This window comes from Cellulophaga baltica, from assembly GCF_900102165.1.
Classification (GTDB): Bacteria; Bacteroidota; Bacteroidia; order Flavobacteriales; family Flavobacteriaceae; genus Cellulophaga; species Cellulophaga baltica.
In genome coordinates, this window is record NZ_FNBD01000020.1 from 23,432 (window position 1) to 36,954 (window position 13,523).

General features: G+C 34.6%; 16 protein-coding genes. 8 read left to right on the plus strand and 8 right to left on the minus strand.

Annotated elements, in window-relative coordinates:
* The first annotated feature begins 374 nt into the window (after positions 1 to 374).
* From BLQ19_RS19775 to upp, 3 genes are read left to right on the plus strand one after another with little or no spacing between them, the layout of a single operon-like run.
* Positions 375 to 674 carry a hypothetical protein gene (locus tag BLQ19_RS19775; RefSeq protein ID WP_074539495.1) on the plus strand — a complete coding sequence of 100 codons (300 nt, stop codon included), beginning with the start codon at positions 375 to 377 and terminating at the stop codon, positions 672 to 674.
* Positions 674 to 2,233 (plus strand): PepSY-associated TM helix domain-containing protein, encoded by a 1,560-nt coding sequence (locus BLQ19_RS19780; protein ID WP_074539496.1) that lies wholly within the window; start codon positions 674 to 676, stop codon positions 2,231 to 2,233. The genes BLQ19_RS19775 and BLQ19_RS19780 overlap by 1 nt, the downstream gene beginning before the upstream one ends.
* 54 nt (positions 2,234 to 2,287) lie before the next feature.
* Positions 2,288 to 2,941: a uracil phosphoribosyltransferase gene (gene upp, locus BLQ19_RS19785; protein WP_025614920.1), complete on the plus strand. Its 654-nt coding sequence runs from the start codon at positions 2,288 to 2,290 to the stop codon at positions 2,939 to 2,941.
* On the opposite strand, the gene BLQ19_RS19790 is transcribed toward upp, so the two are convergent.
* A complete protein-coding gene (locus BLQ19_RS19790) occupies positions 2,938 to 3,648 on the minus strand; it encodes a ribonuclease activity regulator RraA (protein WP_074539497.1) in 711 nt (236 codons plus the stop codon). The two genes, upp and BLQ19_RS19790, sit on opposite strands and share 4 nt — an antisense overlap.
* 11 nt (positions 3,649 to 3,659) lie before the next feature.
* A complete protein-coding gene (locus tag BLQ19_RS19795) occupies positions 3,660 to 4,616 on the minus strand; it encodes a sugar phosphate isomerase/epimerase family protein (RefSeq protein ID WP_025614922.1) in 957 nt (318 codons plus the stop codon).
* Between the two features lie 169 nt (positions 4,617 to 4,785).
* Between BLQ19_RS19795 and BLQ19_RS19800 the strand changes: the two genes are divergently transcribed.
* From BLQ19_RS19800 to BLQ19_RS19815, 5 genes are all read left to right on the plus strand, one after another.
* A complete protein-coding gene (locus tag BLQ19_RS19800; RefSeq protein ID WP_024480496.1) occupies positions 4,786 to 6,060 on the plus strand; it encodes an Nramp family divalent metal transporter in 1,275 nt (424 codons plus the stop codon).
* 120 nt (positions 6,061 to 6,180) lie between these two features.
* On the plus strand, positions 6,181 to 6,612 hold the full coding sequence (locus BLQ19_RS19805) for a response regulator (RefSeq protein WP_024480497.1): 432 nt from the start codon (positions 6,181 to 6,183) through the stop codon (positions 6,610 to 6,612).
* A gap of 10 nt (positions 6,613 to 6,622) precedes the next feature.
* Positions 6,623 to 6,784, plus strand: coding sequence for a lmo0937 family membrane protein (locus BLQ19_RS21100; RefSeq protein WP_024480498.1), 162 nt, complete (start codon positions 6,623 to 6,625; stop codon positions 6,782 to 6,784).
* 30 nt (positions 6,785 to 6,814) lie between these two features.
* Positions 6,815 to 7,687, plus strand: a complete 873-nt coding sequence (locus BLQ19_RS19810; RefSeq protein WP_074539498.1) for a DUF808 domain-containing protein — start codon at positions 6,815 to 6,817, stop codon at positions 7,685 to 7,687.
* Between the two features lie 10 nt (positions 7,688 to 7,697).
* Complete coding sequence (locus tag BLQ19_RS19815; RefSeq protein ID WP_074539499.1) at positions 7,698 to 8,438, plus strand: alpha/beta fold hydrolase; 741 nt, start codon at positions 7,698 to 7,700, stop codon at positions 8,436 to 8,438.
* Here BLQ19_RS19815 and BLQ19_RS19820 read toward each other — a convergent pair.
* The 6 genes from BLQ19_RS19820 to BLQ19_RS19850 all read right to left on the minus strand — a co-directional run bounded on the left by BLQ19_RS19820 (position 8,435) and on the right by BLQ19_RS19850 (position 12,974).
* Complete coding sequence (locus BLQ19_RS19820; protein ID WP_024480501.1) at positions 8,435 to 9,244, minus strand: SDR family NAD(P)-dependent oxidoreductase; 810 nt, start codon at positions 9,242 to 9,244, stop codon at positions 8,435 to 8,437. The two genes, BLQ19_RS19815 and BLQ19_RS19820, sit on opposite strands and share 4 nt — an antisense overlap.
* A 112-nt stretch (positions 9,245 to 9,356) precedes the next feature.
* Positions 9,357 to 10,022 carry a hypothetical protein gene (locus BLQ19_RS19825; RefSeq protein WP_025614925.1) on the minus strand — a complete coding sequence of 222 codons (666 nt, stop codon included), beginning with the start codon at positions 10,020 to 10,022 and terminating at the stop codon, positions 9,357 to 9,359.
* A gap of 9 nt (positions 10,023 to 10,031) precedes the next feature.
* Complete coding sequence (locus BLQ19_RS19830; protein WP_024480503.1) at positions 10,032 to 10,502, minus strand: hypothetical protein; 471 nt, start codon at positions 10,500 to 10,502, stop codon at positions 10,032 to 10,034.
* Between the two features lie 694 nt (positions 10,503 to 11,196).
* Positions 11,197 to 11,694, minus strand: coding sequence for a cysteine hydrolase family protein (locus BLQ19_RS19835; RefSeq protein WP_074539500.1), 498 nt, complete (start codon positions 11,692 to 11,694; stop codon positions 11,197 to 11,199).
* A gap of 764 nt (positions 11,695 to 12,458) precedes the next feature.
* Complete coding sequence (locus BLQ19_RS19845) at positions 12,459 to 12,662, minus strand: hypothetical protein (RefSeq protein ID WP_139150297.1); 204 nt, start codon at positions 12,660 to 12,662, stop codon at positions 12,459 to 12,461.
* 69 nt (positions 12,663 to 12,731) lie between these two features.
* Positions 12,732 to 12,974 carry a hypothetical protein gene (locus BLQ19_RS19850; protein WP_074539503.1) on the minus strand — a complete coding sequence of 81 codons (243 nt, stop codon included), beginning with the start codon at positions 12,972 to 12,974 and terminating at the stop codon, positions 12,732 to 12,734.
* Positions 12,975 to 13,523: the final 549 nt, after the last annotated feature.

The following is a 13,523-nucleotide window of genomic DNA, read 5'->3' on the forward strand; positions in this document are numbered from 1 at the left end:
GCTCATGCGTCCAGGGTTGTTTTAATGGTTTAATTTATGATTTCAATTGCAATATTTCTTGTTTTCATTTCTTTCTATATGATTTATAATACTTCAAATAGAGCCGTAAAACATGTTGGTTTCGGTTTTGAAAACTGGATAGAAACTCACCGTAGTTTCGGTAAAATAATTGCTAGTATTTTAATAGCTACTTCTATTTGTATACATAGTTATCTATTTGGCTTGGGCAGTGGACTTCTTGTTTTTCTAATTACATTAATGCTCCTTGCTAGCTTTATAGTTTTATTAGCCCCTTTACATTTAATCACGTACAAAATTACACTTCTAATTTTCATTCCGTGTTTTTGTTTTGAAACCTTTCTATTATAAGTACTATGCCTGCAAATAAAAAATACTTATCCTCTAATTGGCAACGTTTTGCTAAGATTACAGCCGGAATAGTCGGAGGGTACTTCGTGACCATTTCTTCTCATATAGCACTTGCCTACCTTGTAGACCATACCGCAATACTCATTACGGCCACTTTTACGGGGTTCATACTCTGGGTGGTGCTTATGATTGTTGCTTTTTTAGCTAAAAATGGATGGAGAATATGGGCAATTTATCTCTTCATCACCTTAGTATTTTCCTTTTTAATTTACCTAGGTAAACTTTATAATCCAATTATATCCTAATGAAAAACCGCACCTATAATATTCTTTTTCATACACATACTGTTAGCGGTATTGTTATTAGTGTTGCTCTTTATGTGATTTTTTTTGCAGGTTCTTTTTCTTTTTTTAGAGATGAAATTGTGAACTGGGAACGAAATGATATCGTGGAGACTACAGATCATATGCAATTTAATGTTGATGCTGTTTTAGATACGATAGCTAAAACACACTATTTGTATGGTAGAGACATTGAGTTAAAAAAATATTACAGGGAACAACAGGTAGCTGTGTCTATTGCTGCATCAAAAGATTCATTAGCACCAGAGGAGGCAAAAGCGCCGCAGTTCTTTTATATAAATACTGAAAATTTCGAAGAGCATTCTTATTTAGATGCGTATTCTCTTGGAGAGTTTTTATATCGATTACATTTTTTTGCTCAAATACCCCATCCCATTGGATATTATTTATCAGGATTTGTGGCCTTATTTTTTCTGTTTGCCATTATCACAGGAGTGCTAGTGCATTGGAAAAAAATCATCGCTAATTTTTATGTTTTTAGGCCTTTAGAAAAACTAAAAACCATGTGGACAGATGCGCATACTACTTTGGGGATGTTAGGACTCCCATTTCAATTTGTCTATGCGGTTACAGGGGCTTTTTTCATGATTAAACTACTATTAGTAGCCCCTAATGTTTTAATAATGTATGATGGTGATCAAGCAAAGTTCTATGAAGATCTAGGCTATGCACACCCTAGTTTTGAACCAGCACACAAAAAATTACAGTCTGATGGTTCTGTAGTTGCTTATATGAAAGAAACCCAAAATAAATGGAGTGATTTTGAAATTTTTGAAAGCCATATTTTTAATTATGGAGATGACAATATGCATGTGCTACTCAGTGGGCATTTGCCGTATGCAGATAGCTTTAATGGAGTTGGAGAAGTAATTTATAAGGCCAAGACGGGGAAAATAGTTTCAGAGAAGAACCCAATTTCGGAGCAAAGTTATGTAGAAGCCGTTAAAAATATTTTGTATAGAATTCATTATGGCGATTACGGAGGTTTAGCATTAAAACTATTGAGTTTGTTGTTGGGTTTTGTAACGTGCTTTGTCATCATTTCTGGAGTAATGATTTGGTTGGTGGCACGTGATAAAAAAAATATACCAGAAAAAAAGAGACGTTTTAATGAGCGGGTCGTTCAAATATACCTGGCAATTTGTTTAAGTATGTTTCCAATTACAGCCTTGAGTTTTATAGCGGTTAAGGTATTGGCTCCTACGAGTCAGTCTTTTGTCTATACATTTTACTTTGTGGGCTGGTTACTATTAACACTGCTGTTTATATTTAAAAAAGACAACGCATTTACTAATAAAATTTCATTGTTATTAGGAAGCTTTTTTGGCTTGTTGGTTCCAGTTTGTAATGGAGTAGTTACAGGAAATTGGTTGTTTATGAGTATTAAAAATGGAGATTCTTCCTCTTATGCTGTAGATTTAATGTGGCTGTTAATTGCTGTTTTCGGGTTTTTAGTTGTGTATAAAATAGATAAGAATCCAGAAAAAGAAAAAAGTAACTGATTAGAGTTTTTAAACTCTTACTAAATAGCGTAATTTTAGAGAAATTTACGCTTTATGATACTTCATAATTTTGAAACTAAAAATTCAATTTTAAATAAATTTATTGCTGAACTGCGCGATGTAACCATACAAAAAGACAGTATGCGTTTTCGTAAAAACATTGAACGCGTAGGAGAGGTGCTTAGTTATGAATTAAGTAAAACATTAAACTATACTCCCCAAACAACTGTAACCCCCTTAGGAGAAAAAGTAATACCCTTGGCAGCTTCAGATATTGTTATTTGTTCTATTCTCAGAGCTGGTTTACCTTTTCATCAAGGAATTTTAAACTATTTTGATGATGCTGAAAATGGCTTCATCTCGGCGTATAGACATCATGAAGGAAATTCTGATGATTTTGAAGTTATTGTAAATTATTTTGCTGCGCCAGATTTAGAGGGTAAAACATTATTGCTTGTAGATCCAATGTTAGCTACCGGAAGAACATTAGAAAATGTTTTAAAAGGCTTAGTAGGATATGGTACTCCTAAAGAAATTCATATTGTTTCGGTGATCGGATCAGAGGAAGGTATCTCGTATGTAAATTCCGTCTTTCCTGAAACTACGCAACTATGGATTGCAGCGGTAGATGAAAAACTAAATTCTAAGGGATATATTATTCCTGGTTTAGGTGATGCAGGAGATTTAGCGTACGGTACAAAACGTTAGGCTTTTTTCCAAGCTTCAAATTCCGCCCGAATGGTTTCATTCGTAAGCGGATATAATCCAATTATTTGTTGACCTGCTTGAACTTTTGCTAAAACGAAATTTTCAAATAGTGTCATTTGAATAGCTTCTTCGGCCACAGCATTCACTATAGCTTCGGGAATTACCATGACGCCATCATCATCTCCTAATAGAATATCACCAGGAAAAACAGCTACATCTCCACAGCCAATAGGATCATTAATGGCAATAGCTTGATGTAAGGTTAAATTAGTAGGCGCAGAGGGCGTGCGGTGGTAAGATGGCATTGCTAAAGCGGCAATTTCAGCAGAATCACGAAATCCACCATCGGTAACAATACCTGCCACCCCTCGAACCATTAAGCGTGTCGCTAAAATAGAACCTGCAGAGGCCGCACGCGCATCTTTACGGCTATCAATAACCAAGATACTTCCCGGAGGACATTCTTCTACAGCAACACGTTGTGGATGCTTTGGGTCTTGAAATATGGTAATCGGATTTAAGTCTTCTCTAGCAGGAATGTAGCGCAAAGTACAGGCTGCTCCAACCATATTGGGTTTGCCTTTCTGTAAAGGAACCACGCCCTGAATGTATTGATTTTTTAACCCTCTTTTAAATAATATTGTGGCCACAGTTGCTGTGCTCACAGTGGTTAATTTTTCTCTTGTTTTGTCAGATAGTTTTGCCATAATAAAAGTTTTTAGGAGCGTTGCCAAGCATTTTTAAGAAATTCAAGATCTTTTTTGATGCGTTTAAATACCGCTTCTTTAGAAATTGATATTTCTTTATCACCATGTTCTGCACCCCCTAAATCATATTCACAATGTAATGACATTGGGATGTTATTAAGATGGTACTTTTTGAGTAATTTAAAATAGGCACTAAAGTCCACCATGCCTTCTCCTAGGGGTACATTTATAGGTTTCCAAACTCCCTCTTCTTGTCCCCATTTAAAATCTTTAATGACAATACATTTTATGTGAGATTGTATAAGTCGCAAACCTAGAGCCCAGCTAGTTCCTCCTTCTACTAGGGCATGTCTAATATCATATTGTGTAGCGATATAATTAGGATCCCTATCTTTTATAATTTGATAAATATCCCATATGGGCGCTCCTACATGTAGCCCTGCGTGGTTTTGATAGGTTCCCGTGAGCTTCAGTTTTTTATTTAGAAGTTCTAAAGCCGCGAATTGGACTTTAAATTTTTCAATACTTTCTGGTATAGAATGGGCTTCTGAGTATTCTAACCAGCCCATTCTATAATTTTTAAACCCTAGTTGGCTAGCCGTTTGCAAAATATTTTCAGTCTCTGGAGCTAACGCATTCGTGATATTTGTGGTTATCAATTCAGGCGTAAGTCCATAAGATTGCATCGCTTGGACTACTTTGGGAAGATCTCTATCCACATTTTCAGAGGCTACATGCCCACCTTTTCGTACGGTCACATCAAGACCATTAAAACCTAATTCGGCAGCAGCTTTAGACATCTTATCATAATCTAAAAACTGCAAATGTTTGGAGAACAAATGAACCTTCGGCTCTTGATTAAGCGCGGCCACATTTGCATCTTCTAATGCTTTCATTCCTAATAAGGGTATTGCAGCAAGTCCCATTGCAGATAGTTTTAAAAATTCTTCACGAGATAAATTATTCATATAATTTTAGGTATAATTTTAAGATTATAATGGTAATTCATGATCAAAAACTTGAAAGTGTCAATAATATTTCTATTTTTGGTGAACCAATCTGGGTAACCAATTTAGGTATTTTTTTAGTAATTCAACCGTATTTATTTAATAAAATCTCCGTTAAAAACTATTCTCTATGGACCAATTGACGAACAAACCATCACTTTTAAAAAAGATTCTAGCCTTAGTTTTGGCTTTTGGCCCAGGAATATTTGCCATTGGATATACTATTGGTACCGGGAGTGTTACCTCTATGATCGTAGCGGGGAGTACCTATGGTATGCAATTACTTTGGGTGTTACTTTTAAGTTGTGTGTTTTCAGGAATATTAATGTATGCCTATGGTAATTTTGCTTTAGTAACAGGCGAAACCGCATTGTTTGCTTTCAAGAAACATTTAAAATATGGAAAACTCATTGCAATACTAATTATAGTAGGAATTTCATTAGGACAATGGAATTCTTTGATGGGTATTTTAGGCATTTCTTCCAATATAATTTATGAAATTATTGTCATCTATTTTCCTAACTTATCAGGAAGTAGGTATGAAGTAGTACTGATAGTAGCATTGGTAGTAATTGCTATTATGTATAGCCTTCTCTTGGTCGGAAAGTATACATTTTTTGAAAAAATCTTAGTTATTTTCGTAACCATCATGGGGCTATCTTTTATTATTTCCTTGTTTATGGTATACCCTTTACCCGTAGAAGTGGCACAAGGATTAATTCCGAGTATTCCTCAGGTAGAAGGTGGTAAAATGATGGTAGCTGCGTTTGTAGGAACCACTATGGCGGCTGCAACATTCTTATCAAGACCTTTATTTGTTAAAGGTAAAGGTTGGAATATGAGCAATAGATCACAACAAAAGAAAGATGCTATTATTGCAGCTATTTTAGTGTTTGTGATAAGTGCATCGGTTATGGCAGTAGCTTGCGGAGCCTTGTTTCATCAAGGGAAGCCTGTAACAGAAGTTTTAGATATGGTAAATACCCTAGAACCGGTGGCCGGTAAATTTGCACTGACGCTATTCTTTTTTGGAACTTTAAGTGCGGGTCTTTCATCAATATTCCCATGTTTATTGATTGCACCAATATTACTTGCGGATTATCAATCTGGGGAATTAGATACTAGCTCAAAACAATTTAAAATAGTGACAGGAATTGCTTCATGTTTTGCCTTGATTGTTCCCATTTTTGGTGCAAATCCGATACAAATGCAAATTTTGTCGCAGGTATTCAATGTTTTTGTACTTCCTTTAGTAATACTTGGAATTATATTGTTAGTGAATAATAAGGGCTTAATGAAAACGTATAAAGCAGGGCTAGGCTTAAATGTAGGACTATTTGCGGCCTTATTCTTTGCCTGCGTTATTTCGTATAATGGGGTAGTGGCTTTATTTGATTTCTTCTGAAAATGCATATGAGTTAATTTCTAGTTTTTTTAAGTTACTTTAATACCAACGCACAGCCTATTTTTAAACTTTGAAAATAGGCTGTTTTATTATGGGATAGCCGCAACGTTATAACAATCTATGAGAGTTTATTTAGCCGATGATGATCAAGACGATCGCCTGTTTTTTTCAGATGCTTTAAAGGAATTACCAATTAAAATTGATTTGACAACATTTCAAAATGGTGTTGATTTAATGGCAGACCTATTTTCTGAAGAACCCTTACCGAAAGCAATTTTTTTAGATTTAAAAATGCCAATGATGGATGGTTTTGAATGTCTTGCAGATATTAAAGCAGAAGAAAAATTTAACGGCATTGATGTTATAATTTATTCTACGTCCTTCAATGATTGGGAAGTAGAGAAGTTACAAGAAATGGGAGCTAATAGCTATTTGCAAAAACCTAGTTCTTTTAACCAGTTAAAAACGGTACTCTATCAATGTTTAGAGACCATTAAAACAAACGTAGGAAAATCTGAAGAAGAGCGACTTCAATTTTCTGTTCTGAAATAAATAGAAGGTTATGAATAAGATTCTTTGGGGATTGATAGGTTTACTTTTAATAGGTTGGGTACTTGGATTTTTAGTATTTAAAATTCTAGGAGGCATAATTCATATTCTTTTAATCATCGCAATAGGGCTAATTATTTACAATTGGTTTAGTGGAATAAAGGAAAAAGGTTAATTTGCAACCTAAATTTTATACACAAGAACTATGGCGTCAGGATTTTTTGCACTTTTAGACGACATCGCTGCCTTAATGGACGATGTTGCTGTAATGAGTAAAATCGCAACAAAAAAAACAGCTGGTATTTTAGGAGATGATTTGGCTGTGAATGCAGAAAAAGCATCTGGATTCATGTCCGATAGAGAAATACCTGTATTATGGGCAATTACTAAAGGCTCATTTTTAAATAAATTGATTATCCTGCCTTTCGCGTTTCTACTAAGTGCATTTCTATCAGCAGCAATTACCATAATTTTAGTTCTGGGGGGTATTTATCTGGCCTATGAAGGGGCAGAAAAAATACTAGAATTTTTAGGGGTATTAAAGCATCATGAAAAGAAAGATTTAGATTTTGACATGACCAATGAAGAGATTCTTGCCTTGGAGAAAGATCGTGTAAAAGCGGCGATTGTAACCGATTTTATTCTTTCCGTAGAAATTGTAATCATTGCATTGGGAACAGTGACCGAAAAGGAAATTTCTGTCCAAATCATGGTCGTAACCTTCATTGCTATCTTAGCAACAGTAGGGGTTTATGGGATTGTGGCTTTGATTGTTAGAATGGATGAATTTGGATTAAAATTAATTAACTTAAATGAGCAAGAGGATAGTTTTTCAGATAAAGTAGGTCACCTTTTAGTAAACGCTTTACCATGGGTGATTAAAACACTAGCGGTAGTAGGTACAATTGCACTTTTGTTAGTAGCAGGCGGAATTTTTGTTCACAACATACACTGGCTTCATGATCATTTCAATATGGTTCCGGGTATGGTAAAAGAATTTATCGTAGGTCTTGTGTTTGGAGCCATAACCGTACTCTTAGTTCAAATTTTCAAAAAACTGTTTAAAAAGAAAAAGTAAAACATACACTATGGAGAACCCTAAAGCCTTTACAACGTCTAAAAAAGCAATGGTGTTTCTTCATTATTTTGGTGGTGATGCCGGGAGTTGGCAATGGGTATGTAAACACTTAGAGGAAGAAGTCCTATGCTACCCTTTGAATCTTCCAGGTTTCGGTGGCACTTCTGTTTCTGAAACTCCATCAATCTCAAGCTTTTCAAAATATATTAATGATGAAATTGCGGCACTAGATCTCAAAGATTACATTCTAGTAGGACATTCTATGGGCGGTAAATTATCTTTAAATGCGGCCTTGCAAAATGTAGCTAATCCTCCTAGTAAAATTGTATTAATTGCACCTTCGCCCCCAACAACAGAAGATATGTCTGCCGATGAAAAAGAGCGCATGCTAAAGCACCCAGATAAGGAAGAAGCAATACAAACGGTAAAAAAAGGGACTGTCAAATCTTTGAATAAAGAACGATTTGAGTATGCGGTAAATTCGCAATTGAGAATAGCTGAAATTTCCTGGCAATGGTGGTTAAATACTGGAATGAATAATTCTATAGCTACACAAGTCAAAAAATTAACAACCCCCGTAAGCGTTATCTTTTCTGAAGATGATCCTGTGATTACAGAAGAAGCAATACAAAAAGAGGTGTTGCCTTATCTTCATAAAGCAACACCTATTTCTATGAAGGGTATCGGTCATTTGATGCCCCTAGAAGCTCCAAAGAAATTAGCACTTCTTTTAAAACAACTTTTAGCTTAGAAAGCAGATTCTACTGCTCCGCCATCCACGCGTATATTAGCTCCGTTGATGTAGGTAGCATGGTCAGAACACAAGAATGCAATAGTAGAGCCTACTTCTTCAGGTTTTCCTCTGCGCTCCATAGCAATGTGCGGTCTTTTGTTTTTTACGAACCATTCTACCGCTTCTTCTATAGAACAATTACGTTCTTCTGCCAAATCCTCCATCATAGCGTCTGTCATTGGCGTTTTTACATATGCGGGAGATACACAATTAAATAAAATATTTTCTTTTGAATAAGAACGCGATAAGCACTTAGATAAATTTATGATCCCTGCTTTACATGCATTGTACGGACTCTCTTCTTCATAGGGTTGGTATGCATTTTCTGATGATATCATAATCATTCTACCCCAGTTAAGCGCTTGCATTTGCGGAATGAAGGCTCTAGCAATACGCACAGCGCCCATTAAATCAACCTCTATGGTTTGCATCCAGTCATCATCAGAGAGACTTAAGAAATCTCCTGCAGCACCTCTTGCCCCTGCGGCATTGACTACGATATGCGCTCCTCCAAAATCATCTTTAATTTTTTTGGCTAAGGCTTTAACTTCTTCATTTTTAGTGATGTCTGCGGTAATTCCGAAAATTTTAGCATCCTTTCGAGTTTCTTTTAATTCCTTGATGGTATCATCTAACGCCTCTTGATCTCTATCAGACAGTATGATGGTAACTCCTTCATCGACTAAAAAGCCAGCGGTAGATTTTCCTATTCCTGAATCTGCACCTGTTATCAATGCTGTTTTTCCCTCTATATTAAATTTCATAAGCTTTTTTTTTATTAATACTCTAATTTAGAGCCTAATAAAAAAGTAGACTAGCTTAAAAACTGGAGATGTTAACACAATAGGTTTTGCGTTAATTTCTCTAGGGATTGGGTTATTTGCTGAGCTGAGAAAGTTCTTTTTCAGTAAGTTTTCTAAATGCGTACTTGTAACCCTCAAAAGTAGCTATGGCATAAAATAATATATCCATAGGGCTAAAAGTTTCAGACATAATAGGAATAGCTTGCGCATAGTCAAAGAGTACTAACGTTTCCAGATACCCTAATTCTTCATAGGTTGCTATGGCACCTATGATACTAAAGAAATTCCCTAGGACACAACTTAGTAAAGCTATTACTCCACCTAATAATCCAAATGTCAGGTCAATTCCTTTGCCAAAATATCCTGTGGCAAGCCCTACCATAGCACCAATACCTATAGCCATAAATCCAATTTGATATCCAGTAGCAGTAGTGATCACAGCCCATAATAAAGCACCTATTATTCCCGCACAAATTCCGCCAAAAATAGCTGCAGGTAAATTTTGCTCGGCTTTTATTTTCGCTAAATTTTCATCAGAAACTAATGTTATCATGTCTTCACGCTGTAAATGCTTGTCGTCATTTAAGCGCTCTTCAATACTAGTATCTAGGGTGTAATTTGAACATGTGGGAGCAAAATCGGCCTTTAAACCCGTAAGGTTACAAAGCATCCCTTGTTGCATATCTAGGGTACGGTTAGTACATTTTTTACAAAATACTAATTGCTCTTCTCTAGTCATTGTTAGGTTTTATTGAATTAGACGTGGGGTTAATACCGATAAATCTTTATGGTGTAGGTTTCCAAAGAAAACTAGGGTTTTCTTTTTGTAGATTAACTTAATCTTTTTGATATTATTTTTTTTGATATTTTTAAGTTGCTCTTTATTCAAGACATAATTTATTTTGGTAATCCAACATTTTGAAATGTTAGAAAAGTCGGAGCGTATCTCTTCAGTATCAGAGGTGATAATAAAATAGGTCTTACCATCGCAAAATACCAGTTGAGATCCTTTTGCTGTTTTGATATTAGAGTGGGATACTATGGTGGTATTCAAAAAATAGTATCCCGCTAAATTTTGAAAGCTAGCCCATACTTGTCCTTCGGTAGATTCTGCAATCTTATGACCGGGTATGTTTTGTATTTTATTTTCTGTGAAAGTATCTACATGATTACGTTCTAAAGCACGCACATTACCAAATGCGGCCAGAACTTTATCCATTTTTTTAAAAAAATTCATTAAGTGAGGTGGGTTGAAGGGTGGTTGATCTTTTGTCTTATGTGGTACTCAATTTTTTTACATAAATAGATGTGTTAGTTTTAGGTTAATCAGTATTTAAAAGTGTAATTAGTCGAATTTAAGGTGCTAGTTGTAATTCTTAATTGTGTTACAAGGGGTACTTTTTAAATAAAAAAAAGGATGAGTAACTTTAAGAGGTAAGCAATAATTTGTGCCATATTACTTATCTTTTTAGTGAGTACTTAGTTCTAATACTACAAACACATAGGTCTTGTAGGGTAGTAGAACAATTACAATTAGCAATTTTTGTCATTGAAATAGTGGTTTGGCAATATTTTAAGTAATTTCTTACGAATTTTATATGGAAAGTAAAATTGTGTGAGAAATTAAACAATTGCAATACTCGTGAGTATTTTCTGTATATTTCTTATTTAATCGATGAAGCGCTATTTTTATCGATTAAATGATGTTGAATATGAATGACTTAGTATTTATGTCTCTATAATTATAGAAAATAGAAAATATACTAATTGTGAGGGGTGTTTGACAGTGTAAATACGCTGATGTTTTGTAAGAAAATTTATAATAGGTTAAAGTATAGGATAATTTCCTATATACTTAGAATAAACTGGAATGTGTAATGTTTATGTTCGTATTTTGTTGAGGCTAAGTTATTTCACTTATAACCCAATGTGGCCATGATAAGATGGGTAGGTTCTACTTTAATTTGTCCTTTTGTAGGAATCATATGTTGCCATACCCAATTGTAATGTTCAATAATTTGCGCTGCTTTTAAATGTGGACGTTCTCCTGTTGTGTGTGCATCACCTACAATGGTAATATTATAATCTTTGGTTAAAGCAGATTGTACGGTAGCTTCTACACAAAAATCTGTAGCGCAACCTGTAATAAATAATTCCGTCACTTCTAATTCTTTTAGCTGGGTTTGAAGTGTAGAAGCATAGAAAACATCATAGGCATATTTATCAATTTTAAGGTCAGCCTTATTTATTTCCAATTCATCAAGATTCTCCCATGGAGTACTATTTTTTTCGAATTCTCCAGTTCCTGAGCCATCATGTTGTATACATATTTCAGGACGGGTCAAAATTAATGGCAACGTTGCAGCTATGGGCAGTGCAGAATCAAGTAAGCTATTACTTTTGTTAAGCACTAAGCCAAAGCAGTTATTTTACGTTTATTTTTTTACGTCTTAAATGTCAAATCCTAAAGATTTTGCGGACACTTTAAATATACACAGAACTTTGGATTTAAAACCAAACTCCGCATTACTTATAGGTATTGTTGTCATTAGTTTTTTCCGTATAAGTAAGAAAGTTTTATTTATTTGATACAATTTATAAAGTAATCCATTACGTTGGTTTATACTTACTAAAAAAATTGCGTTAGAGTGAAATCCCTCTACGCAATCTAGCTCGAGTATTCATTTTTTAATCAACCCGAGTTAAAATCAGTCCTGTTTATAGATTACGAGAGTTTGTCAATTCCCACTAGCTGATTTAATTTAATTAAGTTTTAGTTTTTTTTGATGAACTAGTAAATAATTTAATTATATACAGAAATGCAACGAATAGAAATATTCCACAAGACCAATAACTATTTTTTGTGTAGTAATAAACCCCACCAGCAATTCCAATAATCAACCAAAGAATATCGGTATAAATATTTCCTTTTAGAAATTTGTTCATGATATTTTTTATAAAATTAATGACAACGATTTGGCTATGAACAGTACGGGAGCAAACTAGCGTTTACTTTCCGCCACTCACATAGCAAAATCTTATTGTTTTGTTCTATTTTTTCCTGTTCTGAGCAAAATCCATAAGATTTTGCGGACATTATAAAAATACGCAAACCCCGCAACTTAGCCCAAACCCCGTATTGTTTATAGGTTTTGTTGTAAAACGTTTTTTCCGTCTAGTGAGTTTCTTCGCTATACCTTTCATTTTTCGATAAAGTCCAGATATTTAAAGCTTTATTTTTAAGTCCATTTGCCTTATCCGGCTCAATTATTTCAATTTCAGTTATTCCAGTTAAAGCTATTCGATAATTTTTATTTTCCAATAAGTAGCCGTCTATATAAATTTTGTTGTGTTCGCCAAATCCGAAAAACTTTTTCAATTCTGATTGAGTTTTACTTGCGATACTTACTTTCAAATCCACTAGCAAGATTCCATGTTCGGTTAGATTTTAATATCTATTACTTTCTCTATCACCTTTGTTTATTAGAACATAAATTTCATCAATTTTTTCTTTTAACTCCTCTTCGGAATTAGCCAAACTTTTAATCAAGTATTCATTTCCAATAACATTTTTATTGATAATGTAGCATGGATTCTGAGTTTTAGCTTGCAGTAGTTTTACATAGTCATCTTGCGAAAAAAGATTAGGAGACACAAATAAAATGAGAAGAAGTATTATGAATTTGCGCATTTTCAAAATGTTTTACAACGTTAAATATATGGCAAGTTGGGCAGAAAATAAGCGATTACTTTCAGATTAGCCACAAGCCAAATTTTTTGTATTTTGTTTTACTTTTTATCTTTAATACCAAATCAAAAGATTTGGCGACTTTGCAAATAGACAAGAACCTTTGGATTAAATGCTAATCGCCCTATTTACTATATATAGTGTGTGCCCAGCATGGGCATCTTTTGTTTACCGAAAGTTAAATAATTAATCTAGAGGGTGCAAGTCCCTTATGGGCAGGTGTAACGCCTTGAACCATTAGTAAGCTGCAAGGTTGCTAGTTGTGAGACTAGGACTGAAGGAAGCAGGACTACAAAACTCGGTACTGACGAACAGAAACCGTATATGAGGCATAATTATCTGGGTAAGCAACCACATCATTGTAACGCCCTAAAGAGTACAAAAATGGTAGTTATGTAGATACGGCGGTGATCGAGAGAAAGAAGATGTTCTTACCTGGGGAGGTCTCTACAACCACGAGTTTGGTTATGTAGAGAAGTCAGCAGAAGTCAT

What these genes read in the sequence shown, in the direction of transcription:
- BLQ19_RS19775 (WP_074539495.1), top strand. Translation starts at nt 375, where the DNA reads ATGCCTGCAAATAAAAAATACTTATCCTCTAATTGGCAACGTTTTGCT.
- BLQ19_RS19780 (WP_074539496.1), top strand. Translation starts at nt 674, where the DNA reads ATGAAAAACCGCACCTATAATATTCTTTTTCATACACATACTGTTAGC.
- upp (WP_025614920.1), top strand. Translation starts at nt 2,288, where the DNA reads ATGATACTTCATAATTTTGAAACTAAAAATTCAATTTTAAATAAATTT.
- BLQ19_RS19790 (WP_074539497.1), bottom strand. Translation starts at nt 3,648, where the DNA reads ATGGCAAAACTATCTGACAAAACAAGAGAAAAATTAACCACTGTGAGC.
- BLQ19_RS19795 (WP_025614922.1), bottom strand. Translation starts at nt 4,616, where the DNA reads ATGAATAATTTATCTCGTGAAGAATTTTTAAAACTATCTGCAATGGGA.
- BLQ19_RS19800 (WP_024480496.1), top strand. Translation starts at nt 4,786, where the DNA reads ATGGACCAATTGACGAACAAACCATCACTTTTAAAAAAGATTCTAGCC.
- BLQ19_RS19805 (WP_024480497.1), top strand. Translation starts at nt 6,181, where the DNA reads ATGAGAGTTTATTTAGCCGATGATGATCAAGACGATCGCCTGTTTTTT.
- BLQ19_RS21100 (WP_024480498.1), top strand. Translation starts at nt 6,623, where the DNA reads ATGAATAAGATTCTTTGGGGATTGATAGGTTTACTTTTAATAGGTTGG.
- BLQ19_RS19810 (WP_074539498.1), top strand. Translation starts at nt 6,815, where the DNA reads ATGGCGTCAGGATTTTTTGCACTTTTAGACGACATCGCTGCCTTAATG.
- BLQ19_RS19815 (WP_074539499.1), top strand. Translation starts at nt 7,698, where the DNA reads ATGGAGAACCCTAAAGCCTTTACAACGTCTAAAAAAGCAATGGTGTTT.
- BLQ19_RS19820 (WP_024480501.1), bottom strand. Translation starts at nt 9,244, where the DNA reads ATGAAATTTAATATAGAGGGAAAAACAGCATTGATAACAGGTGCAGAT.
- BLQ19_RS19825 (WP_025614925.1), bottom strand. Translation starts at nt 10,022, where the DNA reads ATGACTAGAGAAGAGCAATTAGTATTTTGTAAAAAATGTACTAACCGT.
- BLQ19_RS19830 (WP_024480503.1), bottom strand. Translation starts at nt 10,502, where the DNA reads ATGGATAAAGTTCTGGCCGCATTTGGTAATGTGCGTGCTTTAGAACGT.
- BLQ19_RS19850 (WP_074539503.1), bottom strand. Translation starts at nt 12,974, where the DNA reads ATGCGCAAATTCATAATACTTCTTCTCATTTTATTTGTGTCTCCTAAT.